Genomic DNA, 24,950 nt, shown 5'->3' with positions numbered 1-24,950 from the left:
TGCCGGATAAATGAATATGATAATGAAATATAATACAGAAGAAAAGAAATTGGTTATGCCCGAATACGGACGCAATATCCAGAACATGGTTGATTATTGCGTTGCAATAGAGGACAGAGAAGAACGTAAACGTTGTGCCAATACGATAATCAACATCATGGGAAATATGTTTCCCCACCTGCGTGATGTAAACGATTTCAAACACATTTTGTGGGATCACCTGGCTATCATGGCAGATTTCAAGCTGGATATCGACTATCCTTACGAAATCGTGAAGAAGGAAAATTTATATGCCCGTCCTCCCCGTATCCCTTACAATAACAACCGTATCCGCTACCGCCATTACGGAAAGACATTGGAACTGATGATCCGTAAAGCAACGGAACTGGAAGCGGGAGTGGAGAAAGACCAGCTTATCAAACTGCTGGCTACCCAGATGAAGAAATCTTTCCTTACCTGGAATAAAGAGTCGGTCGACGACCGTAAGATATTCAAAGACCTTGACGAACTGTCAAGCGGTAAGATCGTTTTGGATGAAGAAGTTCATAAATTAGCAGAAAGCCGCGATATCCTGGCCCGGAATAATACTAACAAAAAGAATTATCCCCGTAAAAGCCGATGAGTTCGTTTGTTATAGAAGGTGGTTATAAATTATCCGGTGAGATCACTCCGCAAGGAGCCAAGAACGAGGCGCTGGAAGTGATCTGTGCCGTATTATTGACTTCGGAGAAAGTAACGATCCACAATGTCCCCGATATCCTGGACGTGAATAATCTTATCCAGCTATTTCGTGACATGCAGGTGAAAGTGGAACATCCTGCTGCCGACACCTATACCTTTCAGGCAGATGCCATCGACCTGGATTATCTGAATACGGAAGACTTCCTGCGTAAAAGCGGGTCCTTGCGCGGTTCGGTGATGATCGTCGGTCCGCTGGTAGCCCGTTTCGGAAAGGCTTTGATACCGAAACCGGGAGGCGACAAGATCGGACGCCGCCGTTTGGATACGCACTTTGTCGGTATCCAGAAGTTGGGTGCTTGTTTCAGCTATGATGCCGAACGCCAACTGTATGAAATCGAAGCTAAACGTTTGAAAGGTGCTTATATGCTCCTGGATGAGGCTTCAGTGACCGGTACCGCTAATATTCTGATGGCAGCCGTGCTGGCCGAGGGGACAACTACCATTTATAACGCCGCCTGCGAACCCTATTTGCAGCAATTATCGTCCATGCTCAACCAGATGGGTGCCCGCATATCGGGGGTAGGTTCTAATCTGCTCACCATCGAAGGGGTCGAGTCCCTGGGAGGAACTACCCATACCATTTTGCCGGATATGATCGAAGTCGGCAGTTTTATCGGTATGGCAGCCATGACCGCATCGGACATTACCATAAAAAATACCGGATATGACAAGCTGGGAATAATCCCCGAGTCGTTCCGCCGCCTGGGTATCACGGTCGAACAGATAGGCGATGATATCCATATTCCTACACACGATTCTTACGAAATAGATACCTTTATCGACGGTTCTATCATGACGATAGCCGATGCTCCCTGGCCGGGACTTACGCCTGACTTGCTGAGTGTCTTCCTAGTGGTTGCCACCCAGGCTGTCGGTAGCGTGCTGATCCATCAGAAGATGTTCGAAAGCCGCCTGTTCTTTGTGGATAAACTGATCGACATGGGGGCGCAGATCATCCTTTGTGACCCGCACCGGGCTACGGTGATCGGTTTGGGTAACCGTTTCAAACTACGTGGTTCCAATATGGTATCTCCGGATATCCGTGCCGGTATCGCCCTGCTGATTGCGGCAATGAGTGCCGAAGGAACCAGCCATATCCATAACATCGACCAGATCGACCGTGGATATCAGAATATCGATAAACGTTTGAATAACATAGGAGCCCGTATTACCCGGCTCTGACATTCCCTGTTATGATAAGAAAAGAAGAAGTTTTTAAGATCGGGCAGTTTGCCAAGCCTCACGGGATAAAGGGAGAAATCTCGCTGGTGACCAATTGCGACCTGTTTGATGATGTCGAAGACCCTTGTATCATCTGTGAAATGGATGGCATCCTGGTACCTTTTTTTATAGAGGAATACCGTTACAAGACCGATACCGTCATGCTGGTGAAGCTGGAGAATGTAGACGACGAGAAAGCCGCCCGCGAGTTTACGAACCGTGAAGTCTTTTTCCTGCTGGAAGATGCGGATGAGGAAGATTTGGTGGGCGACATGTCATGGGATAGCTTTATCGGATACACTGTGATCGACGAGCGTCACGGGGAATTGGGCAAGATCACCGACGTGGATGAAACGACGATCAATGTACTTTTGCAGATCGACCATCACGGCAATGAACTGCTGCTCCCGGCTGCCGAAGAGTTGATAACGGCTGCGGATCATGAAAACAAAACACTGCGGGTATCCGTTCCTGAAGGTCTGCTTGATTTATAATAACGTTAATTAGAGTAAACAATGCCCGTGTAGATACGGTTTTTGTTACTTTTGCGTTTTAACATAAAAACATGGCACGAAAACAACGAAAGAACAATAAGAAATCATTCTGGCACCGGATAAGGTTTAAGTACAAGCTGTCTTTTTTCAATGAAACGACGCTCGAAGAAGTATGGTCTTTCCGCTTGTCGCAATTGACGGCATTTCTTACCCTTGCTTTGTTTGCTTTCATGCTGATCGCTTTCACTGCGTTGATTATCATTAAAACACCGATACGAAATTATTTGCCGGGTTATCTGGACGTGGAAATACGTAAGGAGATTGTGGACAATGCGTTGCGTGCCGATTCGCTGGAGCGGATGATCTCCATTCAGTCGCTTTACCTGGAAAATGTCGCCGGTATCCTGTCGGGTACGATCGAACTAGATTCTATCCGTCAGATAGACTCCCTGGCCCATGTGGATGCCAATTATGAGATTCCCCGCAGCAAATCGGAAGAGAAATTTGTAAAGAGTTTTGAGGAAGAAGAAAAGTATAACCTGACGGTGCTGAATCCGAATCCGGTTCCTACCGACGGTATCTTTTTCTATAAGCCGGTAAACGGTGTGGTCTCTTCGCATTACGAGGCGGATGCCCGTCATTTCGGGGTAGACCTGGTGGCTGCTCCGAAAGAAAGCGTACTGGCAACTCTGGACGGAACGGTGGTATTCACCGGCTTTGATCCCAATTTCGGAAATGTGATCCAGTTGCAACACAAGAACGGATTCCTGTCCGTTTATAAACATAATGAATTATTGCTGAAAGAGATTGGCGACCATGTTGTTGCCGGCGAAGCGATAGCTTTGGTGGGAAACACGGGGAAACTGTCTACCGGTCCGCATCTCCATTTCGAGTTGTGGTATAAAGGTATTCCGGTCAATCCTGAAGAATATATAGCTTTTTAAATCGATGAAAAGAAGTTTAGCCATATTAGGTTCTACCGGCTCGATCGGGACACAGGCTTTGGAGGTGGTCAGCGAACATGCCGACCTGTTTGAAGTATATGCTCTGACCGCTAACAACCAGGTAGATTTACTGATTAACCAGGCACGAAAATATATGCCCGAAGTGGTTGTTATTGCCAACGAACAGAAATATCCCGAACTGAAAGAGGCTTTGGAAGATTTGCCGATCAAGGTGTGGGCCGGTTCGGACGCTATCGCCCAGGTGGTACAGTCGGAGCCAATCGACATGGTACTGACTGCCATGGTCGGATATTCCGGCCTGAAACCGACGATAGCCGCTATCAAGGCAGGTAAGGCTATAGCGTTGGCAAATAAGGAAACATTGGTGGTGGCCGGCGAACTGATTACCTCGCTTGCAACGGAACATAAAGTGCCGGTATTGCCGGTCGATTCTGAACATTCCGCCATTTTCCAGTGTTTAGCGGGAGAATGGGAGAACCAGGTGGAAAAGATTCTGCTTACCGCATCCGGTGGTCCGTTCCGCACGAAGACGATGGAGGAACTGGCAGTGGTCACCAAGGCACAGGCGTTGAAGCATCCGAACTGGAGCATGGGGGCAAAGATCACGATCGATTCGGCTTCTATGATGAACAAAGGCTTTGAGATGATCGAAGCGAAATGGCTGTTCGGCGTAACGCCTGAACAGATACAGATCGTGGTGCATCCGCAGTCGGTCATTCATTCGATGGTGCAGTTTGAAGACGGTGCTGTGATGGCTCAGTTGGGTATTCCGGATATGAAATTGCCTATCAGTTATGCGTTTTCTTATCCGAAGCGCCTGACGAGTAAGGCTCCCCGGTTGGATTTTAACCTCTATTCCACGTTGACGTTCGAGGAACCCGATATGACGCGTTTCCGTAACCTGGCTTTTGCGTTCGATGCCATTCGTACGGGAGGAAATATGCCGTGTATCCTGAATGCTGCCAACGAAGTGGTGGTAGCTGCTTTCCTGCGCGACGAAATAGGTTTCCTTCAAATGAGTGATGTGATTGAAAAGACGATGGCAACCTCTTCTTTTATCGCAACGCCTACTTATGAGGATTATGTGGCGACAGATGCCGAGGCACGTAGGGTAGCGGCCTCGGTCATGAATACGATAGCCGGAAAATAGACCGGGGAAGGTTATATGAGTAAAAAGAAATAAATTAATACAGACAAACAAATAGATGGAGACATTTTTAATTAGAGCGTTACAGCTCATCCTGAGCTTATCGATATTGGTCCTTGTACATGAGTTCGGACATTTTATCTTTGCCCGTATTTTTAAGGTACGGGTAGAGAAGTTTTATCTTTTCTTCGATCCTTGGTTCTCATTGTTCAAATTCAAGCCGAAGAACAGTGATACGGAATATGGTATCGGCTGGTTGCCTTTAGGCGGTTATTGCAAGATATCCGGTATGATCGACGAAAGTATGGACAAGGAAGCGATGGCACAGCCTGCCAAACCGTACGAGTTCCGTTCCAAGCCGGCCGGTCAGCGTTTGATGATCATGATTGCAGGGGTTTTGTTTAACTTCCTGTTGGCGTTGTTTATTTATTCGATGGTGCTTTATACCTGGGGCGAAACTTATTTGCCACTGAAGAATATGAAGCATGGCATGTATTACAGCGAAGCATTTCAGGAGGTAGGTTTCCGCGACGGTGATATTCTGTTGAAGGCCAACAATGAGGAATTGGACCGCCTGGATCAGTCCAGCTTCCGTAAGGTTGTGGAAGCAAGTAATGTAACAGTCTTGCGTGATGGTGTGGAAACGGTTATTCCTATACCGGAAGATATGATGCAGCGTTTTATGCGCGAAGGAAAAGGATTTGCCAGTCCGGATCGTGTACCGATGGTTGTAAAGAAACTTTCCGAGAAAGATTCGCCTGCTGCTATTGCCGGTTTGCAACCGGGAGACAGTATTGTCTCGATTAACGGCCAGGCAACCCCTCTGTTTGAAGATGTGGCTAAAATGCTGGATCAGAATAAAGGAAAGGATATTACTTTGGGATTTTACCGTGACGGAATGGAACAGTCGGTTGTTATCCAACCGGATACGGCGGGTAAGATCGGTGTTTATCTGATGAGCAAAACGGATTTATACCCGACGGTAACCCGTACTTACGGCTTTTTCGAATCGTTTCCTGCCGGTGTCAGACTGGGTATCAATACCTTGAAAGGCTATGTGAACGACATGAAGTATGTATTTACTAAGGAAGGCGCTTCGAGCCTGGGCGGCTTTGGTACGATCGGCAGCATTTTCCCGACAGTTTGGGACTGGCAAGTGTTCTGGATGCAGACGGCTTTCCTGTCCATCATCTTGGCCTTTATGAATATATTGCCTATTCCGGCGTTGGATGGCGGTCATGTGATGTTCCTCTTGTATGAGGTAATTGCCCGTCGCAAGCCGAGCGACAAGTTCCTCGAATATGCCCAGATAACCGGTATGTTCCTGCTTTTCGCTTTGCTGATCTACGCAAACGGTAATGATATATTCCGCTTCTTCTTCAAGTCCTGAAGTAGACCGAAGGTTTTTTGAGCACGTGTTATCCGAATAGATAAAATTCGGGTGACATGTGCTTTTTATTTATACTTGTTTGTATTATATTTGCGGAAAGATGAGGAATCATCCCCGATGATTCATACAATCAATGGGAATGATTTATATAATCATCCGGAATGATTCTTTGTCGATTCACAGATAAGGAGGAATGAATATGGCATTTTACAAGAAACAAAAGTTAGGAAAAAAATGGTATCCGCGGGCAGTGACGGGAAAGAGCCCGTTTACGACAGACGATGTAGCAGCTCGTTTGTCAAAGATTTCCACTGTGAGCCGTGGGGATACGTATGCCGTATTGGCAAATCTGGGTGATGTGTTGGCCGATATGTTGAGCACAGGGCAGTCGGTACGCTTGATGGGGATTGGAACTTTCTATCTGACCTGCCAGTCCGTCGGGCAGGGGGTGGATATGCCTGAAGAGGTATCACCTCGGCAAATTACAGCCGTTAAGGTGGGGTTTATTCCTGAATACAAGCGTGGTCATAAAGGGCAGATTACCGAACAGACCTTGATTGCAGAGGATTTGGAATGGATTTGTTTGGAGTAAATCGAACGGAGATTATAAAATAAGGCACGGATTATGATGTGTATCCGTGCCTTGTTTTGTTGTATAACCGAATGTGTGGATTCAGGGGATGTTATTTAGCCAATGTTTCGTTGATGGAATCAAGGATTTTCTTGGCGTTAGCGTTCGCTGCGTTAAGAGCTACTGCCTGTTCCATATATTCTTTTGCCTTTTTCATCTGAACGTCTGCCTTATCTTTTTCAGCTTCATATTTAGCCGGGTCGGTAGCAGCAGCCAGAATCTTGGCTCCTTCGTTGTAATACATGGCTCCTAAGCTATACAAAGCATTTTCTTTGTATTTGGGATTGCTTACGATCAGCACGTCTTTGTATAATTCTTCAGCATCAGCAATCTTTCCGCTTTTTTGTACAGCCTGACCTTGTTTCATGCAATATACATAAAGCAGTTTTTCCAAATCTGCATCACCCGGTTTAGCTTTCAGGCCGGCTTCAACGGTTGCAGTAAATTCGGCAGCTTTATTCAGGTTACGCAATGCCATTGCTTTACCTGTATAAGCGTCATCAATGTTTTTGTTCTTTTGAATAGCCAGATCGTAATACTTTACAGCATCTTCATACTTTTTTGCCTGGAAAGCGGCAAATGCACAGTTGAAAACACGGTCTGCATCTTCATTGTTTGTTTGTTTCAGGAACCCGTCATACTTTGTAAAAGCTTCTGCATAGTTCTTTGCTTTCAAGGCAGCATCACCTTCATCACGCAGTTTATCAGCGTCTTGTGCAAATACGTTTCCAATACTCAGGCAAAAAGCCAATAACAAAACAATTTTCTTCATGGTTGTTAAACGATTTAATTTTTATTATTAGTTGCGCTAAGGTAGTAACCTCAATAAAAGTATCAAAGCGATTTTACATTTTTTTGTAATTATAAAGGAAAGAGAGGGAGTAATTGATTTATCAAAGTTGGATGAAATCAGTGTCATCTGCGTGCTATTTGTAGATTATAATACCGCCGGATAACAAGGTAATCCGAATGCTTCGGCAACGGCGGGATAGACAATCTGTCCCTCAATGATGTTCAATCCGGGATAGAGTGTCTTATCTTCTTTGCAGGCTTCTTTCCAACCTTTGTCTGCCAGTTCCAGCACGTAGGGGAGGGTAGCGTTGGTCAATGCCAGCGTGGAAGTCTGGGGCACGGCACCCGGGATATTGGCTACGCAATAATGTACGATACCGTCGACTGTGTAAACGGGATCGGCATGGGTTGTCGGATGTGAAGTTTCGAAACAACCGCCCTGGTCGATCGCTACGTCTACCAAGACACTGCCGGGTTTCATTAGTCCCAGCATCTCTTTTGTGATCAGATGAGGAGCCTTGGCTCCGGGAATCAGGACGGCACCGATCACCAGGTCGGTCGCCGGAAGTTCCGTTTCGATGTTATGCGTAGAAGAATATAAAGTCCTGACATTGGCGGGCATGACCTCTTCCAGATGGCGCAGGCGTGGAAGTGAGATATCGGCTATTGTCACGTCGGCACCCATTCCGGCAGCCATCAGCGCGGCATTGTAGCCAACGATACCGCCACCGAGTACCAGTACGCGGGCAGGTTTCACTCCCGGTACGCCACCCAACAGGATGCCTTTGCCTCCCTGGGGTTTCTCTAGGAAACGTGCGCCTTCCTGTATCGACATGCGTCCGGCGACTTCGCTCATAGGGATTAATAAAGGAAGTGTACCGTCCGGATTTTCTACCGTTTCGTAGGCCAGGCAGACGGAGCCGCTGTCCATCATGGCAAGCGTCAGCTTTTCGTCCGAGGCAAAATGAAAATAAGTAAAGACCAGTTGTCCTTTCCGTACTAAAGGATATTCTACGGCAATCGGCTCTTTTACTTTCACGATCATTTCAGCAGTCTGGTAGACGTCGTTGATCGACGGGAGAATCTTTGCTCCGACTGTCTCATAGGCTGAATCTGGAAAACCGCTATTCTCACCCGCAGTATGCTGTACATATACGGTGTGTCCTCTTTTTACCAACTCTTTTGCTCCGGCAGGCGTAAGCGCTACCCGGTTCTCATTGTTCTTGATTTCTTTAGGAATTCCGATGATCATAATGTTAGTCTTTAATAGTTATTATGCTGCAATGTACAGAAAAATATGACATTATGTTATAGATAATCAACTTTTTGTCGCGTAAAGTAATCTGTATACTTCGGAATATCTGTTAATGTACGGCTTGTTACCGGTTGATTATAAAGGAATGCACCGGGAAGTCTTATTTCTCTTTTAAATACTTATTAATACATCTGCGGTCCCAATTTATTCCTCGCTTTATGATTTTGGCGGGGGTACCTGCAATAATCACATTCGATTCATTAAATTCTTTGGTTACGATGCTTCCCCAACCGACAATACTGTTATCGGATATTTTTACATTCTTGCCAACTTTCACATCTTTTCCTATCCATACATGTTTGCCAATTTCTATACTTCGGGCAAAATTTATCGGTTCGCCTTCTAAATCTGTTATCGTATGTGCATCGGTGCACCATATATCGACGCCCCAGCTTAACTGACTGTCATCTCCAATACTGACATGCGAATCATCTTCTTGTAAATATAATGTAACACCATTGATCACCACACGGTTCCCGATATCTACCCGGCAGTTGTTGGCAACCCGCGAAACGCCTGCGCCCAGTCCGGGCAATTGTCCGATGATAAGTTTCAAGCCTGTCATGCCTAAAATAGTAGAACATCGTAGCAGTATCGTTCCCATATTTATACTATTGTTATCTCCTTTTACAATCAAGAGAAATCCGTCGCTGAGCAGTAATTCCTCCGCACTGTCTTCCGAATCGAAACACATTGAAATGTGATTGTTATTTCCTGTGATTGTAATATTGGCCTGGCTGATAATCTGGTTGAATTTTGTGTTTTGAGAAGAAATACAATCAATTCTGTCATGTGGGAAAATGAATGTGATTTCGTTGTTCTCTCCGTTAATATGTTTCATGTCATGCTAAATTTTATGATCTGTATTTATATCTTTCTTGTTTACAAAGATAAGTAGTGTCCGGCAGGTTTGTTCTATTGTTCTCCGGATATTCCGGAAAGCATAATTGGGGTGCATAGCTTCTTCCAAACTAACCGGAGCGGGGTGTATAGGAAAGATTGCGGATAATCCGGCCTGTTGTAATTGTTTGTCCGTTTCTGCATCTGTTTCCACTTGTCCGGTGATGGCGATAACAGGTATATGCTGTGATGCTGCAATGCGGGCGATTCCGACCGGGACTTTTCCGAACAGGGTTTGCCTGTCTATTCTTCCTTCGCCGGTGATGACAAGGTCGGCCTCCCTGATTATTTCTTTGAAATGGATATATTCTGTAATCAGTTCGATACCGGATGAAATCTTTGCCTGAAGGAAAGCTACGCAGCCGCCTCCCATGCCTCCTCCGGCTCCTGCTCCGGGCAGGTCACTGATGTCTCTGCCGGTTGTTTCAAGAATCAGGTCGGCCAGGTGTTTCATCCCTTTGTCGAGTGCTTCGACTTGCATTTCATTGCCTCCTTTCTGAGGACCGAAGATGTGGGCGGCTCCTTGCGGACCAAAGAAGGGGTTGGTCACGTCTGTCGCTATATGGAAGGTACAGGCAGATAACTCGGGAAGCTGGCTCCGGGTGTCGATATGGCAGATAGCAGATAGTACTTTTCCGCCCTTTTCTACTTCGTTGCCGTTATCGTCGGTGAAACGGACTCCTAAGGCTTGCATCATGCCGACACCCGCATCGTTCGTGGCACTGCCGCCCACACCGATGATGAAGTTACGGCAACCGCGATCGATGGCATCGGCTATCAGTTCGCCGGTTCCGTAAGTGGTGGTGTGCATCACGTTTCCTTCTTTCCGGGGAATCAGGTCCAGTCCGCTGGCTGCCGACATTTCGATGACAGCGGTTTGTCCGTCACCGGTTATGCCATAGCTGGCCTGGATGGGTTGCATGAATGGATTATGTACAGGAATCGTAATAACTTGCCCGTGAGTAGCCTGTGTCAGTGCTTCAACAGTACCTTCGCCACCGTCGGCAATGGGAACCTTTATTACTTCGCATCCGGGGATGACATGGTGAATTCCTTCCGCAACAGCTTTCGCTATATCGGAAGAAGAAAGACAGCCTTTAAAAGAGTCGACGGCGATGACAACTTTTTTCATGTTCAATGGCTTATGAACCCTGTTTACCGGTATATTCGATAATCAATTCATCAATGAGGTAGTTATCACTCATGCAGTGCAGATCTCCTATTTTCTGACGTAGATATTGATAGGTATTCGATTCATAAAAAAGTGCTAATGCTCTGCGACTACTGATTCCCAGGCGTTTGGAAAGTCCCATAATAATCCGGGCATATTTCATTTGAAGCAATGTATTATTGGCTTGTGACATCGTTTCTTTCCTCCTTGTTAATGTTAGTAGCATCTATAAAATGCAGATATTTATCTATAAGTGATTGGTTTAACAGACATATCTGATTATTCGGTTGTTCATAACTAAGACGCTTCAAAGCCTCGCCTTTATCGATCAGACCGTTAAAATATAGTTCTATTGTGTTGAATACACGATCGTTGGCTATGCCTCCTTCTATTATGTCATAATCAGACCAACGACGCTCGCCACGCCGGGAAGCCATAACGAAGTCGAGCCAGGTTTCGTTGTAGGTTTCAAATGATAATATCCGGTAATTCCGGCATATTGTTTCATAGTCTAATTCATATTTATTGAGGTATGCGTTCGGTTTGTTGTAAATAATAGCTACCCGTTTGGCCCAGCTAATGGCTTGTTCACATATATCCGTGAGGTAAAAGCCCTTGCCAAAGTCAAGATTGTCACGGCATACGCCAACTAAAGGATTTTCTACGCAAAGGGTAGAACCATGATATACTATCATTGACTTATTTCTCCTTTCTCCCTGTTTTTCAGGGCTAATATAATATCTTCCGTTATATGTTGCTTGCTTTGGGTATGAAGAACTTCGTAACAGTCGAATAATAAATCATCAATAAGTCCCAGGTTATTTAATCTGGAATAAATATTTTCCGGCAGTTCATTCAACTGTTCCGCAACATTTTCGATACAGAAAACAACGAATTCCATTTTCTTTTCTTCTAATGTCATGGGATTTATCTTTATTGTGATCTGGTGCAAATATAGAAAAAAAGGGCAGCTTTTACAAGCCACCCTTTTCTTATCTGTTATTCTGTCAGGTATTATAAACCTTGTCCGTGACAGTTTTTGTACTTCTTTCCGCTTCCGCAAGGACAAAGATCGTTACGGCCTACGCGTTTTTCGGCGCGAACCGGTTCTTGTTTAGGCTGTTGCGGTGCACGTTCTTCCGGATCATTGTTTCCGCTGATGTCGGTTTTCTCCGTACGATAGCGGCTCATGTCCTGGCGTTGTTCCGGACCGGCCTGTTTTACTTCGATACGCTGGCGTTCGGCAGCTTGCTGAGCAGCTTGTGCAGCAGCCTGGCGCTGAGCCATTGCCTGTTTTTCTTCTTCTGTCGGTTCCTCACGTACCGGAATCTGTCCGCGCATCAGGACGGCGGCAGTCTTACGGTTCATGGTGTCGACCATTGTCTTGAACAGGTTGTATGATTCCAGTTTGTAGATCAACAGCGGATCTTTGTTTTCGTAGCTGGCATTCTGTACCGAGTGGCGCAGTTCGTCCATTTCACGCAGGTGTTCTTTCCAAGCCTCGTCTATCGTATGCAGAACGATTGATTTCTGGAATGATTTTGCGATTACCTTGCTTTCTGTTTCGTATGCTTCCTTTAGGTTACATGAAACATTGTACATGCGTTTTCCGTCGGTTACCGGGATCATGATGTTTTCATACATCGCACCCTGGTGTTCGTAAACCTGCTTGATAACCGGGTTGGCTACCTGCGTCATACGTTCCATACGGCGTTTGAATGTCTGTAATGCGTTTTCGAACAATTTGTCTCCCAACTGAGAGGCTTTCATGCTCTTGAACTCTTCTTCGGTGAACGGACTTTCCATTGCGAATGTCTTGAACAGTTCCAGTTTGAAACCTTCATAGTCCAGACCGTCGGAATGCTCTTCGGCGATAGCGGTAGATGTATCGTAGATCGTATTCAATACGTCCAGTCCGATACGTTCTCCCATCAAGGCGTGACGGCGGCGGGTATAGATTACGTTACGCTGTGAGTTCATTACGTCATCATATTCCAGTAAACGTTTACGGATACCGAAGTTATTTTCTTCCACCTTCTTCTGTGCACGTTCCACTGACTTGCTCAGCATATTGTGTTCCAGCACTTCACCTTCTTTGAATCCCAACTTGTCCATCAGTCCGGCAATCTTGTCGGAAGCGAACAGACGCATCAGGTTATCTTCCAGTGATACGTAGAATACAGAAGAACCCGGGTCACCCTGACGTCCTGCACGACCACGCAACTGGCGGTCTACACGACGGCTTTCGTGACGTTCCGTACCGATGATAGCCAAACCGCCTGCTGCCTTTACTTCAGCCGACAGCTTGATGTCGGTACCACGACCGGCCATATTGGTTGCGATAGTTACCGTTCCGCTCTGACCTGCCAGGGCAACGATCTCGGCTTCTTTCTGGTGTAACTTCGCATTCAATACATTATGTTTGATCTTACGCAGGGTAAGCATACGGCTCAGTAATTCCGAAATTTCTACGGAAGTCGTACCTACCAGTACCGGGCGTCCGGCTTCAACCAATGCGCTGATTTCTTCGATAACAGCGGCGTACTTTTCGCGTTTGGTCTTGTAGATACGGTCGTTCATATCGTTACGGGCAATCGGACGGTTGGTCGGGATCACTACGACATCCAGTTTATAGATGTCCCAGAATTCACCGGCTTCCGTTTCTGCCGTACCTGTCATACCTGACAGTTTGTGGTACATACGGAAGTAGTTCTGCAAAGTGATAGTTGCGAATGTCTGTGTGGCAGCTTCCACTTTTACACCTTCCTTGGCTTCGATAGCCTGATGCAAACCGTCTGAGTAACGACGACCGTCCATGATACGTCCGGTCTGTTCGTCGACGATCATAACCTTGTTGTCCATCACTACATATTCATCGTCCTTTTCAAACAATGTGTAGGCTTTCAGCAACTGGTTGATTGTATGTACACGTTCGCTCTTGACAGAATAGTTAGCCAGGATTTCGTCTTTCTTAGCTTGCTTTTCTTCTTCTGTTCCCTTGAAGTTTTCCAACTGGGAAAGTTCGGAAGTGATATCCGGCAATACGAAGAATGTCGGGTCGTCGGAACGGCCGGTCAGCAGGTCGATACCCTTATCGGACAGTTCGATACTGTTATTCTTTTCGTCAATCACGAAGTACAGTTCGTCGGTAGCTTCATGCATGTGGCGCATATTTTCAGACATGAAGTATTCTTCCGTCTTCAACATCTGTGCCTTGATACCTTGTTCGCTCAGGAATTTAATCAACGCTTTGTTACGCGGATACCCCTTGAATGAACGATATAATTGGATAGAACCTTCTTCTACTTCTTTCGGGTCGCTGCTGGCCATTTTCTTTTTGGCTTCGATCAGCAACTTGGAACAAAGGTCTTTCTGTGCGTTTACAACGACTTCCACATTCGGACGGAACTGTTCGAACAACTGTTCTTCGCCACGGGGTATCGGACCGGAAATGATCAACGGTGTACGGGCATCGTCGATCAATACAGAGTCGACCTCATCGACGATGGCATAGTTGTGTTTGCGCTGTACCAGATCGTTCGGACTGATCGCCATGTTATCACGCAGGTAGTCGAAACCGAATTCGTTGTTTGTACCGAAGGTGATGTCTGCATTGTAAGCCGCGCGGCGGGCATCCGAGTTAGGCTGGTGCTTGTCGATACAGTCTACGGAAAGTCCGTGGAACATATAAAGCGGTCCCATCCATTCCGAGTCACGTTTTGACAGGTAGTCGTTCACAGTTACAACGTGTACACCGTTACGGGTCAAGGCGTTCAGGAATACCGGCAGGGTTGCTACCAATGTTTTACCTTCACCGGTTGCCATTTCGGCGATTTTACCTTTATGAAGAACGACACCACCGAACAACTGAACGTCGTAGTGTACCATGTCCCAGGTAATTTCGTTACCGCCGGCCTTCCAGTGGTTCAAGAAGATAGCCTTGTCGCCTTCGATACGGACAAAATCGTGTTTGGTTGCCAGGTCGCGGTCGAAATCGGTAGCGGTAACCACTACTTCTTCGTTTTCCGTGAAGCGGCGGGCTGTTTCCTTCATGATAGAGAATACTTCCGGAAGAGATTCTTCCAGGACCACTTCCATCTTGTCGGTGATAGCCTTTTCAATTTTATCTACTTCTGCCCAGATGGCTTCACGTTCTTCCAGTTCTTTATCATCGATGCCTTTACGGAGGTCTTCCACCTGTTTCCGTTCATCGGCTACATAGTCCTGAATACGTTGTTTGATTTCATCTGTTTTTGCTCTCAACTCATCGTTTGAGAGCTTCTGGATTGACGGATATACGGCCTTGATCTTATCCACGTATGGAGTGATCTCTTTCAGGTCTCGCTGCGACTTGTTGCCGAACAGCTTCGTCATAAATTCATTAAATCCCATGATATATATTAATTTATTTTATTTCGTAAAGTGATTATTTGCTGACGATCGGATTTAATTGATCACCGGAATGATATATCACTATCAAATTCCGTGCCAAAGTAAATACTTGTCAAATTTTGTTTATTCCAGGGATGGGAGGTTAACAATAATACCAGTGACCGGTCAAGATCTCATTTTTTGATCGTCAACTCCCAAAGAGGTAAACTCTGGGATGCATTCGGTGGCCGTATCCTCAGCACATGGGTTACCGTGGGGGCTACCTCTGTGGCTTTTACTTCGCGGTAGATATGTTCCGGTTTGATGCCGTTACCCATAAATACCAACGGGGTAATTACTGCGTTATTACGAATTATTTTTACTTTTTCTTTCGGGTTGTCATTGTTGATGATCCAGCCGGGTTGCAGTTCGATGATCAGGTCGCCGCGTTTCAGATGGTGCGTTCCCTGACGGAATTTAACCGTTCCTTCGTTCCATTCACCGGCAAGCAGGGCATGGTCGGTGGTTACATGCTGTACACCGCTGAATTCCATCAGGAATTCGGCTGCTTTATCCTGTATCGTTCTCAGGTCGAGTTTGGCGTCTTCGATAGCTTTGCGGTTCAGGTAAATCTGGTTATTATAGAAACCTTTTACCCAACTGCTTTGCTGCCCGTATATTGCCATCAGATACATGTTAAGCAGGGCGACGCAACGTTTCGGATGGAATTCTCCACCGTTTATCAGTAGTCCGTCTGCATATTCTTCTTCGCTGGTATAATAACCGGAGCCGGTGAATACGACGAGGGTATTAGCCAGGCCGACCTTTTTATCGATGGCATCCAAAAACTGTTCCAGGTCTTTATCCAGCTGATAATACGTATCCTGAATCTCCCGGGTGTAGTCCTTGTTCATGATTCCTTTGTAGTTACCCGCATAATAGGTGACCGACAGCATATCCGGACAACTTCGTGTGCCGAATGCACCGTATTCAAGGAATTGCAAGGCCAGCCGGTTAATCTCTTTATTAATGAAAGGGGTCGTCTTCAGCTTCGGAAAACAATCGTTTGTCTTTTCATTAAATGTATATTTGAAAGGAATATCATCCAATACGTAAGGGAAAGCGTTATACTTGTCCAATGGAAGGGTAGGAGTCCACACCATCTGCTCCAGACGTGCCGACAAGGATTCCACTCCATTATTATAACGGTCCACATACCAGGGAAGACCTTTATAATAGGTGGTCGTCGCCCATTTCCCGTTCATGTCGTCCATCCAGAATGCTCCGTTTGCCGCATGACCGGCAGAAAGGATTGCACTCTCCGCATCGGGGGCAATGGCATACACGTCGCTTCTGCCTTTGGACGCAATCTTCAGTTCGTCTCCGATTGTGGAGCTGAACATCTTTTTAGGAGAATAATTTTCGCGGGTATAATTACCGATATAATCTTTGTCGTAAAGGATAGAGACTTCTTTATCATTCTCGAAGTCGTAGTATTTACTTCCTGTAACCCCATGGAAACAAGGGTTGCTTCCGGTAAACAGCGTAGCGAAGGCACTTGCCTGGTCGATGTCGGAAAATTCGAATTTGATATTGTTGTAAACCAATCCTTCGTTCATCAACCGTTTGAAACCGCGTTCACCGAATGTATTGTAGAAGTATTCTATATAATCGCCTCTTAGTTGGTCCACGGTGATGCAAACCACAAGTTTGGGGGTACGTTGTTGTGCCTCCAGGTTAGTGACTACCAGGATTGCAATAAGCGACGTTATTATTTTTCTCATCCGATTTTCCATCATATATTCAAGCTATACGCTTCATTTTCCTTTTATTGGCATATTGGCACATTCTTTAATTGCCATATTACCCCTGTATATACCGTATCCGGAACGTAGCCAAAGCGTGGCAACAAGCGGGATAAAAGCTATATTTAAGTGTTGCGGAATGAAATACCAACCCGCCAACAGCAGCGTAAGCGCCGCAAAGTTAATAAAATGATAATAATATGCAGCCTTTCCGAACTTTTTTACTGCAAACAAAATAACAGCGATAAGGGCGAAAGGTTGTAACCACACAATCGACCAGTTCGGCCAGATGCAAGGATGAGTCGATATAAAACAAAGGAAGAACAATACCGTACCCGCCAGTCCAGCAAGGAAAAAGAGGATACAATCCACCAGGCGGAAATATGTTTTTTTCTTCCATTCTATGAATGTGATTGCTGCTATCAGCAGGAAAAAAATCATGCTGCATAACATAGGCGTAAACCATATCTTACTGCCATTATTGTCGTCTGTCAGTTGTTCAGCCAGCCGGTTTGTCTGTTTTATCAGTTTCCTTTCGCTTCCGTCGGGGTTCACGATTGTTGCTTTTTCAAATTCATCTTTCAGGTAAAGCGGCAGGAACATCATTTCATGCGGGGTGGCGATCCGGTCGGTCGGACTTCCGAGTGCCAGATCGCATCCGAATGTCAGCCAGGGATGATTACGTGTGCAATAATTTATAAGGTCGCGGAATGTTTGAGGTTCGGGCGGGTTGTTATATTGCACTTTCCCGTCTACCTGTTCCTCCACAATGGCAACCGGACGAGTCGCGCAATTGTCGAAAAAGAAATTGTATCGGTAAACGGCGTTTTCCGGTTGTACATTCGTTATCAAGGCATTCCATATCTTATGGGTCTCTTCGGGAGTGAGGTTGAGTACCTGTTCGGTTACTTCACTTCCCCGCATCTGATATTCTATTATATAATGTGAAAAATTATAGGCTGCCAGTTTATAATCGGTTTCTCCTTTTGTAAAACGATAGATGAAGTTGGGTTTTGAGAAATCGAAGATACCATAATTGAAAACTGTATCAAGTTTACGTAAAGTATCTTTTACCCGTATGGCCGTATGTCCGTACACGGTATACACTTCATCGTCGGATGGAGCTGCCGTCAATATGCTTATCTGCGCTTCGTCGCTTAATCCGGTTTGTGCCTTTGCCGGAATCAAGCAAAGGAACAGGAAAAGCAGAAGCAGGTTCTTTTTCATACGATATTTGTTTTTACCGTACAAAGGTAGGGGTTTTGCTTTGAAAATTAAAATTGAGAATTGAAAATTAAGTATTAACTGTAATATATATAGTTGTATATATGATAAAGGTATACTTTTTTCAATTCTCAAAGCTGCTTATTCTCTTTTGAATAGTGAAACGATCCATAGTAAAACGATTGCGCCGATGGTTGACATCACCAGGCTGCCGATCACTCCGTTTACACTTAGTCCCAGCAGGCCGAATAGCCATCCACCCAATACGCCACCGATAATACCGACTATCAGGTTTACAATCAACCCGAATCCACTCCCTTTCAATATTTTCCCGGCCAGGAAGCCTGCCAGGATACCAATAATAATCGAACTGATAATTCCCATAATAACTTAATTTAGTGTTCTGATTAATAAACAAAGGATAGGGAGTTTATGTTTAAACGAATTGATGGTTAGGTATTACTCGATCAGAAAGGTGTTGTAATTTACATTTTGATAGCGAATAGCGATTTTGAAAACCGCTTTGATATGTTAAAAAATATTACCCGGTAGGGTATTTTATTTTACCCGGTATATTAATCCGATTTACCCGGTAGAGTAGTGTCATTTTGATAGTTGGAGAAAACAAAAACAGAAATACATCTTCATTTGTCGGAAGGCGATTTAGAAACTACTAAATGATATCCTACTCCACGAATATTTTCAATAGACAAAAATGGTATTTTTGTTTGTAATTCTTTCTCCAATTTTCCAATTTGTATACTTATTGTTGCATTACTTAAATTCTCATTATTCCATATATCTACTTTCAACTGATCATACACAACACAAACATCCTTGTTTTTAACAAATAGAGCAAATAACTTTAAATTCAACCCTTTTAAACGTAATACTATTTCATCATCACACTTAACTTCGCCACTTATTTCATCCAGAAGAATTGTATCTGTAACGCTCAGCCACTCCCTGGTTGTTTGTTCTACATGTTTGATAATATCAGATCCCTTATTTTTCGGAAAAAGAATTCTACCTCTTTTCCGGATAAACGGACTTATCGTAAATAGTATTAGCACCAATAAAGCAATAGCCAAAATTGATACCAAAAACCAGAATAAGAATAAGTGCTGCGCCTTCTTTAACAAATAAGAGAATGGACATTGAATAAAGCCCTGCAAACCTAAAGTAAAATTGTAAACCGGCATTTCTATTTTTTTCATCGGCAAATCAACATATAAAAAGATAAAAGGGATGTCTTTACTGTAAGTAACCACATCTGCCGATTTATCTGGGAAATCTTTTCCTATAGATTTTACAACAGTTTTAGCAGAAATGCCAGCTCGTTGTAAAACAATCTGAAACAAACTATCAATGGCCGAAACTTGCACGGGAGTACAATCACTGAGATAATGCTGCATCAGGTTATACTTATTGGATGCATTCGACGTTAATTCTTTTCTTTGGGCATCTATTCCCGCTGACGTCTGAATATAGGTAGAATCCAAATGAAACTGCTCCTTTTTCACCCTCTTATAAACAACTTTTTCATTTTTTATCCGCGCATCAACATCCATATTCACTACTTCTTCAAAAATATCATACGCTTCTATCTTTATTTCGTTATATACCTTATAATAGAGTATGCCTCCGCTCAGGATTACCGACAAAATAAAAAATGCCCAATATAGACTCATGTTTTTTTTCATAGATTCAATCTGTTTATTTCAACAAAAATATGAATATTTTTTTCAACAATAAGCTTTAATCTTAAATATAAAATATGCTCAATTCATGCAAAGCCATAAACAAAACATTATCAAACAGAAAATAGGTTCTTGCATATTATATGCATATAAACTGCATATCTTTTGCATCCATCCATCTCAATACTATACTAATCGCTAACCAGTAAAAATGACAAGATCTTTGATTTTCACTATCTCAAAAGAGTAAACGCACTTGCTTTTTCAAATAAATAGCCCTATCTTCGTTAAAACTTAAATACAATAAATGATGAGAAAAAAAACATTTAAACTAACATTAGGACTGATATCCTTTATTGCTGCCACTTATTTATATACGGCACAAAGCAATGAAAACGGCATGACAGAATTGACATTTGCAAACATCGAAGCCCTGGCAAATCCTGAAGATGAATATATAGATGTTCTGTGCTTGGGAGAAGGTTCCGTTGATTGTTATGGAGATTGGGTTAAAAGAAAATATATCAATTGTAGATAGATGAAGTATCCTTTATCCATATTATTAATAGGTATTAGTTATCTGACCGCCTGTTCGAGTTCTCCGGATTCGCACTTTCCAAGATACTCGGATTTTCCCAAAACCAAGGCGCTCAGTGCACAGGTAATCAACCTGGATACTATCCTGTTCCGCTACCCCTTCCGGGTAGCGGTCAGGGACAGTATCGCTGTTGTCATGGACCTACATAATATGGATCATTATTTACATGCATTTACCTATCCGGAATGGAAACACATCGCTTCATTCGGTAGACGTGGAGAGGCCCCACAGGAAATGCTATCGGCTATCAGCATCCAATTCAACTCCTTAGACTCTTTATGGGCACTTGATGCCAATAAGATGGAGATTACACGTTGGAAAATCTCTTCGACTAACGGTTCAGCGGAACGGGTCGAAGAGATCAAATTAGATAAGAAATTAGTCCGTTCGCTCGACTTTCATACGATGGAATCGGGATTTTTGGTTCCCGACTACATGGGTGAGCACCGTTTTTGGGAAGTAGACGGCGATGGCAAAGCCATCCAAAACCACGGCACTATACCCAGCGAAGCAGCAGAAGAAGAGACATCGCGTCCGGCATTGGCACAAGCTTGGCGTCCCTTCATGGACTATAATCCCGATAATGGTATATTGGCAATGGCCACCCAATTGGGAGAAACACTGGAAATATACAATTTAAAAGACAGTACGCATAAAGTATTGTATGGCCCAAACGGAGAGCCCGAGTTCAAAACGGCACGTGACGGTTCAGGTGTCCCGGACGGAATTATGGGATTCAATGATATAAAAGTTACCGACAAATACATTTATGCGGTATTTCAGGGAATGAAGTTAAAAGATGAATTGGCCGCCTATAAGCAGGGAAAAGAACTGGAAGACGGAGGCAGATTTATTTATGTATTCGACCTGAAAGGAAATCCGGTACAAAAATACACTCTTGATCACGCAATACACGGCATTGATGTAAACGAAGAAACAAATACGATTGTCGCCACCGAGGTGAAAAGCGATGATCCGATTATAGAATTTAAGATTTAGCAAACGATATGAAAGCCTTTTATCTTTACATATTATTAATAGCAACCACCTTCTTTTCCTGCTACAACGAACAGAAAGAGAAGGAAAATAAGATTGCGCATCTGGTCAGCGAATGGCAAGGGAAACAAATACAGTTCCCTGAAAACCTGACCTTCACCCGCTATCTGACAGATACTACGGATTTCCAAATCCCACAATCTGAATATAAGGTATTAATATATGTAGACTCTATCGGTTGCACCAGTTGTAAACTGCAACTTCATAAATGGAAGGAACTGATCGAATACACTGATTCAGTAACACAGGGAAAAGTTCCTTTCCTCTTCTTCATGCATCCAAAAGATGCGAAGGAAATACGTTACCTCCTGAAACGAGACGCATTCGATCGCCCTATCTGTATTGATATAGACGATCGACTAAACAAACTGAACAAATTCCCGGCAGACATAACTTTCCAGACATTCCTGCTAGATAAGGACAATAAAGTCACTGTATTAGGGAATCCGGTACATAACACAGATGTTAAAGAACTGTATCTGAAACAGATTACAGGTAAGGACAGTCCGAACAAAAATATACCGAAAACAACAGCCGAAACAACAAAGACAGAAATCGACTTCGGTACTTTCGACAAATCGGAAGTAAAGGAGACGACCATAGAAATAAAAAACACCGGGGACAATCCCCTTGTGATAGTGGACGTAAGTACCACCTGCGGCTGCACAGCAGCCACATACGACAAACGACCTGCAAAAACCGGAGAAACCCTTCGGGTGGGAATTAAGATGACACCGAAAGACACAGGTTTCTTCGATGAAGTCGTGACGATCAAGTACAATAGTATTAACAATCAACCTGTCAAAGTAAAGATGAAGGGGAATGTTCAGTGATCGAACAAATGGGAGTTTGCTGCACGACCTCGAATTGTACAAGCAAACTCCCGGAGACCCCGAAAAGGAGGTGTATGATGGTAATATAACCGACAAAACAGAATGATACAGGTGCCATTCGACTATCTAATCCGAATAACAGTAGGCAAAGATAGAAAATAGCCTGATTAAATAATGATTTTAATAAATAATTAAACATATACGAATATGAAAAAGTTATTCGGTATCATGGCTCTAGTTGCGATAGCAGCTACAGCAGGCTGGAATTTCATCCAGAGTCAAAATCAAGTGGAATTATCAGAACTGGCACTTGCTAATGTGGAAGCTTTGGCTTTCAACGAATGGACCCCAGACGGATGGGTTTGCTTTAGATTTAGTCAAGACGATAATTCTTCTTTCTTTTTTACTTATACACGTTGTATGGATTGTAATTCCAGTACAGCAGTAAGTGTTTGGCAGCAAGAACGTTGTTGGCATTAATTCACGAATGTTTATTTAAGGAATGTTGTTATTATGAAGCATCTATTATTATTATTGTTATTTGTTCTTAATGCATGTGATCATGACAATGAGAAAGCAACAATTGTAACTTCATTTCCACAAACAGGTAAACTACAGGCACAGGTAACACAATTACCCGTGCCTGTCTTGTTGCCTCGTTATATGGGAATTGTTGGTGAAAAATTAGTTGTTTATAAAGAAAAGGAAGAAAAACTTTTCTCCCTTTTTAATCTTCCTGATTGTTCTTATATTGGAGATATGGGAAATCGAGGACAAGGTCCTAATGATTTCAATCTATTAGATACACGTAGTTTTTATTTATATGAAAATGAATTTAAGGTGTTAGAAGTAGGAAGTAATCTTTTGAAAACTGTTGCTATTCAAAATAATGAGCTCAAAGTAGTTAATAATCAACCCGTTTTTGAACAGGGGATTTCTAATAATGGCTTTTATCCACTAGCGGACGATATATATCTGACTTTAGGAAGACTAGATGAAGAAAATGAATACTGTTTGCTAAATGAAAAAACGGGAGAAATTATTAAAACAGATATTTATCCAAATTGGGTTGAAATTAAAAGAAAAAAGAATACTCCTCCTCTATTTGTTACTTATTTGAAAACCTGTGTTGTCCATCCTAATGGTAAAAAATTTGCAAGTTTTTATGCACGTTTCAAACATTTGAGGATATATGATCAGAATGCTCACTTATTACATGATATAGATGTACAAATTGAACCTTATTCTACAAATTTTGAAGAAGAAGTACAGTATCAATCAGGTTATTATATGGGGCAACCCTATGCTACTAATGATCATATCTACATATTGTGTGAGAATTCCAATCCACGTAATACAAAGAAGGATAATCACTGTGAACTACAAGTTTGGACTTGGGAAGGCAGAGCTATTGCTTGTTTTGAATTTGACAGAAAGATATCATTAATGGCCATTAGCAGAAAATATAATAAATTATACGCTTTAGACAACAGTATTGAAAATGAAATATATATATACGATTTACCTAAAATAAAAGAAAAATGATAAAAACATACATTTTCCCTATAATACTAATCTTATGTTCTTTTACTAGTGACAATGGATTAAAAATAATAACTAATAAGTTGTATTCAATTTGTATTCCAGCTGAGTGGGAACCTATGTCAGGAATGCCTGGAGATGGAATAAATCCGGGAGAAAGAGACATTAATGGATTTCATCTTTTTTATTGGGCATGGAGCACTCCCATTAAAAACATAGAAGATATTCCAAAAACAATCGGTATAGATATACAAAGCTATCAAAAAACAGACAATAAAACTTTATCAGTAGAAGAGATAGAACAATTAGAAATGTCTCTTATATCTTCTCCCGTACCAGTAAAAAAAAATAACATATGGCCAACCAAAGAGCAAAAAAGATTTTTCATAATTAAAGATAGTAAAGAAATGGACGGTAAAACTGTCACATATCGTACCTATTATTTATTTAAGCAAAATAAAAATATTGTACATTGTATAAAAATATCTTTGAGAAATAATTTAGCAGAACAATCTGAGATTAACGAGAAGATAAAAGAAATATTAGATTCATTCAATGTAAAGTAGAAACCAGGAAAACCTGGTACACAGCCCAAACAAAAATATACCGAAAACAGCAGCCGAAGCAACAAAGACAGAAATCGATTTCGGTACTTTCGACAAATCGGGAGTAAAGGAGACAACCATAGAAATAAAAAACACCGGGGACAATCCCCTTGTGATCGTGGACGTAAGTACCACCTGCGGCTGCACGGCAGCCACCTATGACAAACGACCTGCGAAACCCGGAGAATCTCTTCGGGTAGGAATTAAGATGACACCGAAAGACACAGGTTTCTTCGATGAAGTCGTTACGATCAAGTACAATAGTATTAACAATCAACCTGTCAAAGTAAAGATAAAGGGGAATGTTCGGTGATCGAACGAATGGGAGTTTGCTGCACAACCGCAAAATAGTACAAGCAAACTCCCGGAGACCTCGAAAAGGAGGTGTATGATGGTAATATAACCGACAAAACAGAATGAATCACTTCATTCGACTATCTAAATCCGAA

General features: G+C 43.2%; 25 protein-coding genes and 1 pseudogene. 14 read left to right on the top strand and 12 right to left on the bottom strand.

The window, feature by feature from the left end; genetic code table 11:
• The first annotated feature begins 22 nt into the window (after positions 1 to 22).
• The 7 genes from HMPREF1535_RS00840 to HMPREF1535_RS00810 all read left to right on the top strand — a co-directional run bounded on the left by HMPREF1535_RS00840 (position 23) and on the right by HMPREF1535_RS00810 (position 6,550).
• A complete protein-coding gene (locus HMPREF1535_RS00840; RefSeq protein ID WP_007658975.1) occupies positions 23 to 622 on the top strand; it encodes a DUF4290 domain-containing protein in 600 nt (199 codons plus the stop codon).
• Positions 619 to 1,923, top strand: a complete 1,305-nt coding sequence (gene murA / locus HMPREF1535_RS00835; RefSeq protein WP_007658974.1) for a UDP-N-acetylglucosamine 1-carboxyvinyltransferase — start codon at positions 619 to 621, stop codon at positions 1,921 to 1,923. The genes HMPREF1535_RS00840 and murA overlap by 4 nt, the downstream gene beginning before the upstream one ends.
• A gap of 11 nt (positions 1,924 to 1,934) precedes the next feature.
• Positions 1,935 to 2,456 carry a ribosome maturation factor RimM gene (rimM, locus tag HMPREF1535_RS00830; protein WP_046145013.1) on the top strand — a complete coding sequence of 174 codons (522 nt, stop codon included), beginning with the start codon at positions 1,935 to 1,937 and terminating at the stop codon, positions 2,454 to 2,456.
• A 71-nt stretch (positions 2,457 to 2,527) separates the two neighbouring features.
• Entirely contained in the window at positions 2,528 to 3,400 is an 873-nt protein-coding gene (locus tag HMPREF1535_RS00825) for a M23 family metallopeptidase (protein WP_046145012.1), read from the top strand.
• 4 nt (positions 3,401 to 3,404) lie between these two features.
• Positions 3,405 to 4,571, top strand: coding sequence for a 1-deoxy-D-xylulose-5-phosphate reductoisomerase (locus HMPREF1535_RS00820; protein WP_007658969.1), 1,167 nt, complete (start codon positions 3,405 to 3,407; stop codon positions 4,569 to 4,571).
• A 55-nt stretch (positions 4,572 to 4,626) separates the two neighbouring features.
• Complete coding sequence (gene rseP, locus HMPREF1535_RS00815; protein WP_046145011.1) at positions 4,627 to 5,958, top strand: RIP metalloprotease RseP; 1,332 nt, start codon at positions 4,627 to 4,629, stop codon at positions 5,956 to 5,958.
• Positions 5,959 to 6,157: 199 nt separating this feature from the next.
• Complete coding sequence (locus HMPREF1535_RS00810) at positions 6,158 to 6,550, top strand: HU family DNA-binding protein (protein WP_007658958.1); 393 nt, start codon at positions 6,158 to 6,160, stop codon at positions 6,548 to 6,550.
• 91 nt (positions 6,551 to 6,641) lie between these two features.
• Here the strand turns inward: HMPREF1535_RS00810 and HMPREF1535_RS00805 are convergent, their stop codons facing one another.
• The 12 genes from HMPREF1535_RS00805 to HMPREF1535_RS00750 form a co-directional block, all read right to left on the bottom strand.
• Complete coding sequence (locus HMPREF1535_RS00805; RefSeq protein ID WP_007658956.1) at positions 6,642 to 7,361, bottom strand: tetratricopeptide repeat protein; 720 nt, start codon at positions 7,359 to 7,361, stop codon at positions 6,642 to 6,644.
• Positions 7,362 to 7,526: 165 nt separating this feature from the next.
• Positions 7,527 to 8,633: an alanine dehydrogenase gene (gene ald / locus HMPREF1535_RS00800; protein ID WP_046145010.1), complete on the bottom strand. Its 1,107-nt coding sequence runs from the start codon at positions 8,631 to 8,633 to the stop codon at positions 7,527 to 7,529.
• A gap of 163 nt (positions 8,634 to 8,796) precedes the next feature.
• Complete coding sequence (locus HMPREF1535_RS00795) at positions 8,797 to 9,537, bottom strand: acyltransferase (RefSeq protein WP_007658953.1); 741 nt, start codon at positions 9,535 to 9,537, stop codon at positions 8,797 to 8,799.
• A 6-nt stretch (positions 9,538 to 9,543) separates the two neighbouring features.
• Positions 9,544 to 10,728, bottom strand: a complete 1,185-nt coding sequence (locus HMPREF1535_RS00790) for a glycerate kinase family protein (protein WP_046145009.1) — start codon at positions 10,726 to 10,728, stop codon at positions 9,544 to 9,546.
• A gap of 10 nt (positions 10,729 to 10,738) precedes the next feature.
• Positions 10,739 to 10,960 carry a DUF3791 domain-containing protein gene (locus HMPREF1535_RS00785; protein ID WP_007658951.1) on the bottom strand — a complete coding sequence of 74 codons (222 nt, stop codon included), beginning with the start codon at positions 10,958 to 10,960 and terminating at the stop codon, positions 10,739 to 10,741.
• Positions 10,944 to 11,462 carry a DUF3990 domain-containing protein gene (locus HMPREF1535_RS00780; RefSeq protein WP_007658950.1) on the bottom strand — a complete coding sequence of 173 codons (519 nt, stop codon included), beginning with the start codon at positions 11,460 to 11,462 and terminating at the stop codon, positions 10,944 to 10,946. The genes HMPREF1535_RS00785 and HMPREF1535_RS00780 overlap by 17 nt, the downstream gene beginning before the upstream one ends.
• The gene (locus HMPREF1535_RS00775; RefSeq protein ID WP_007658949.1) at positions 11,459 to 11,689 is read right to left on the bottom strand and encodes a DUF3791 domain-containing protein; all 231 of its coding nucleotides are present in this window, start codon (positions 11,687 to 11,689) and stop codon (positions 11,459 to 11,461) included. Before HMPREF1535_RS00775 ends, HMPREF1535_RS00780 begins: the two co-directional genes overlap by 4 nt.
• 92 nt (positions 11,690 to 11,781) lie before the next feature.
• Positions 11,782 to 15,159, bottom strand: a complete 3,378-nt coding sequence (secA, locus tag HMPREF1535_RS00770) for a preprotein translocase subunit SecA (protein ID WP_007658948.1) — start codon at positions 15,157 to 15,159, stop codon at positions 11,782 to 11,784.
• 173 nt (positions 15,160 to 15,332) lie between these two features.
• The gene (locus tag HMPREF1535_RS00765) at positions 15,333 to 16,922 is read right to left on the bottom strand and encodes an alkaline phosphatase family protein (RefSeq protein WP_010802433.1); all 1,590 of its coding nucleotides are present in this window, start codon (positions 16,920 to 16,922) and stop codon (positions 15,333 to 15,335) included.
• 33 nt (positions 16,923 to 16,955) lie between these two features.
• Positions 16,956 to 18,170, bottom strand: coding sequence for a lipoprotein N-acyltransferase Lnb domain-containing protein (locus HMPREF1535_RS00760; RefSeq protein WP_046145008.1), 1,215 nt, complete (start codon positions 18,168 to 18,170; stop codon positions 16,956 to 16,958).
• Positions 18,171 to 18,308: 138 nt separating this feature from the next.
• Positions 18,309 to 18,551 carry a GlsB/YeaQ/YmgE family stress response membrane protein gene (locus HMPREF1535_RS00755; RefSeq protein WP_046145007.1) on the bottom strand — a complete coding sequence of 81 codons (243 nt, stop codon included), beginning with the start codon at positions 18,549 to 18,551 and terminating at the stop codon, positions 18,309 to 18,311.
• A gap of 260 nt (positions 18,552 to 18,811) precedes the next feature.
• Entirely contained in the window at positions 18,812 to 19,870 is a 1,059-nt protein-coding gene (locus HMPREF1535_RS00750) for a response regulator transcription factor (protein WP_046145006.1), read from the bottom strand.
• A gap of 304 nt (positions 19,871 to 20,174) precedes the next feature.
• On the opposite strand from HMPREF1535_RS00750, the gene HMPREF1535_RS00745 reads away from it, so the two are divergent.
• The 7 genes and pseudogenes from HMPREF1535_RS00745 to HMPREF1535_RS00715 all read left to right on the top strand — a co-directional run.
• Positions 20,175 to 20,405: an NVEALA domain-containing protein gene (locus HMPREF1535_RS00745; protein WP_229061381.1), complete on the top strand. Its 231-nt coding sequence runs from the start codon at positions 20,175 to 20,177 to the stop codon at positions 20,403 to 20,405.
• Positions 20,406 to 21,464, top strand: a complete 1,059-nt coding sequence (locus tag HMPREF1535_RS00740; RefSeq protein ID WP_007658938.1) for a BF3164 family lipoprotein — start codon at positions 20,406 to 20,408, stop codon at positions 21,462 to 21,464.
• An 8-nt stretch (positions 21,465 to 21,472) separates the two neighbouring features.
• Positions 21,473 to 22,354 (top strand): DUF1573 domain-containing protein, encoded by an 882-nt coding sequence (locus tag HMPREF1535_RS00735; RefSeq protein WP_046145005.1) that lies wholly within the window; start codon positions 21,473 to 21,475, stop codon positions 22,352 to 22,354.
• A 207-nt stretch (positions 22,355 to 22,561) separates the two neighbouring features.
• On the top strand, positions 22,562 to 22,834 hold the full coding sequence (locus HMPREF1535_RS00730; RefSeq protein WP_046145004.1) for an NVEALA domain-containing protein: 273 nt from the start codon (positions 22,562 to 22,564) through the stop codon (positions 22,832 to 22,834).
• A 33-nt stretch (positions 22,835 to 22,867) separates the two neighbouring features.
• Entirely contained in the window at positions 22,868 to 23,899 is a 1,032-nt protein-coding gene (locus HMPREF1535_RS00725) for a BF3164 family lipoprotein (RefSeq protein ID WP_046145003.1), read from the top strand.
• The gene (locus HMPREF1535_RS00720) at positions 23,896 to 24,462 is read left to right on the top strand and encodes a hypothetical protein (RefSeq protein WP_007658932.1); all 567 of its coding nucleotides are present in this window, start codon (positions 23,896 to 23,898) and stop codon (positions 24,460 to 24,462) included. The genes HMPREF1535_RS00725 and HMPREF1535_RS00720 overlap by 4 nt, the downstream gene beginning before the upstream one ends.
• Positions 24,463 to 24,484: 22 nt before the next feature.
• Positions 24,485 to 24,814, top strand: a pseudogene (locus HMPREF1535_RS00715) (DUF1573 domain-containing protein); the annotation flags it as partial.
• Between the last annotated feature and the right edge of the window lie 136 nt (positions 24,815 to 24,950).

It is taken from the genome of Parabacteroides goldsteinii DSM 19448 = WAL 12034, assembly GCF_000969835.1.
Classification (GTDB): Bacteria; Bacteroidota; Bacteroidia; order Bacteroidales; family Tannerellaceae; genus Parabacteroides; species Parabacteroides goldsteinii.
The sequence above is the reverse complement of the archived record's forward strand: the minus strand, read 5'-3'. Positions and strand labels throughout refer to the sequence as shown.

Excerpts from the sequence above, each read along its gene's own strand:
- ald (WP_046145010.1), bottom strand. The coding sequence starts at position 8,633 with ATGATCATCGGAATTCCTAAAGAAATCAAGAACAATGAGAACCGGGTA.
- HMPREF1535_RS00740 (WP_007658938.1), top strand. The coding sequence starts at position 20,406 with ATGAAGTATCCTTTATCCATATTATTAATAGGTATTAGTTATCTGACC.
- HMPREF1535_RS00840 (WP_007658975.1), top strand. The coding sequence starts at position 23 with ATGAAATATAATACAGAAGAAAAGAAATTGGTTATGCCCGAATACGGA.
- HMPREF1535_RS00795 (WP_007658953.1), bottom strand. The coding sequence starts at position 9,537 with ATGAAACATATTAACGGAGAGAACAACGAAATCACATTCATTTTCCCA.
- rimM (WP_046145013.1), top strand. The coding sequence starts at position 1,935 with ATGATAAGAAAAGAAGAAGTTTTTAAGATCGGGCAGTTTGCCAAGCCT.
- HMPREF1535_RS00775 (WP_007658949.1), bottom strand. The coding sequence starts at position 11,689 with ATGACATTAGAAGAAAAGAAAATGGAATTCGTTGTTTTCTGTATCGAA.
- secA (WP_007658948.1), bottom strand. The coding sequence starts at position 15,159 with ATGGGATTTAATGAATTTATGACGAAGCTGTTCGGCAACAAGTCGCAG.
- murA (WP_007658974.1), top strand. The coding sequence starts at position 619 with ATGAGTTCGTTTGTTATAGAAGGTGGTTATAAATTATCCGGTGAGATC.
- HMPREF1535_RS00745 (WP_229061381.1), top strand. The coding sequence starts at position 20,175 with ATGATGAGAAAAAAAACATTTAAACTAACATTAGGACTGATATCCTTT.
- HMPREF1535_RS00735 (WP_046145005.1), top strand. The coding sequence starts at position 21,473 with ATGAAAGCCTTTTATCTTTACATATTATTAATAGCAACCACCTTCTTT.
- rseP (WP_046145011.1), top strand. The coding sequence starts at position 4,627 with ATGGAGACATTTTTAATTAGAGCGTTACAGCTCATCCTGAGCTTATCG.
- HMPREF1535_RS00720 (WP_007658932.1), top strand. The coding sequence starts at position 23,896 with ATGATAAAAACATACATTTTCCCTATAATACTAATCTTATGTTCTTTT.
- HMPREF1535_RS00725 (WP_046145003.1), top strand. The coding sequence starts at position 22,868 with ATGAAGCATCTATTATTATTATTGTTATTTGTTCTTAATGCATGTGAT.
- HMPREF1535_RS00760 (WP_046145008.1), bottom strand. The coding sequence starts at position 18,170 with ATGAAAAAGAACCTGCTTCTGCTTTTCCTGTTCCTTTGCTTGATTCCG.
- HMPREF1535_RS00730 (WP_046145004.1), top strand. The coding sequence starts at position 22,562 with ATGAAAAAGTTATTCGGTATCATGGCTCTAGTTGCGATAGCAGCTACA.
- HMPREF1535_RS00780 (WP_007658950.1), bottom strand. The coding sequence starts at position 11,462 with ATGATAGTATATCATGGTTCTACCCTTTGCGTAGAAAATCCTTTAGTT.
- HMPREF1535_RS00790 (WP_046145009.1), bottom strand. The coding sequence starts at position 10,728 with ATGAAAAAAGTTGTCATCGCCGTCGACTCTTTTAAAGGCTGTCTTTCT.
- HMPREF1535_RS00750 (WP_046145006.1), bottom strand. The coding sequence starts at position 19,870 with ATGAAAAAAAACATGAGTCTATATTGGGCATTTTTTATTTTGTCGGTA.
- HMPREF1535_RS00825 (WP_046145012.1), top strand. The coding sequence starts at position 2,528 with ATGGCACGAAAACAACGAAAGAACAATAAGAAATCATTCTGGCACCGG.
- HMPREF1535_RS00755 (WP_046145007.1), bottom strand. The coding sequence starts at position 18,551 with ATGGGAATTATCAGTTCGATTATTATTGGTATCCTGGCAGGCTTCCTG.
- HMPREF1535_RS00805 (WP_007658956.1), bottom strand. The coding sequence starts at position 7,361 with ATGAAGAAAATTGTTTTGTTATTGGCTTTTTGCCTGAGTATTGGAAAC.
- HMPREF1535_RS00810 (WP_007658958.1), top strand. The coding sequence starts at position 6,158 with ATGGCATTTTACAAGAAACAAAAGTTAGGAAAAAAATGGTATCCGCGG.
- HMPREF1535_RS00765 (WP_010802433.1), bottom strand. The coding sequence starts at position 16,922 with ATGAGAAAAATAATAACGTCGCTTATTGCAATCCTGGTAGTCACTAAC.
- HMPREF1535_RS00820 (WP_007658969.1), top strand. The coding sequence starts at position 3,405 with ATGAAAAGAAGTTTAGCCATATTAGGTTCTACCGGCTCGATCGGGACA.
- HMPREF1535_RS00785 (WP_007658951.1), bottom strand. The coding sequence starts at position 10,960 with ATGTCACAAGCCAATAATACATTGCTTCAAATGAAATATGCCCGGATT.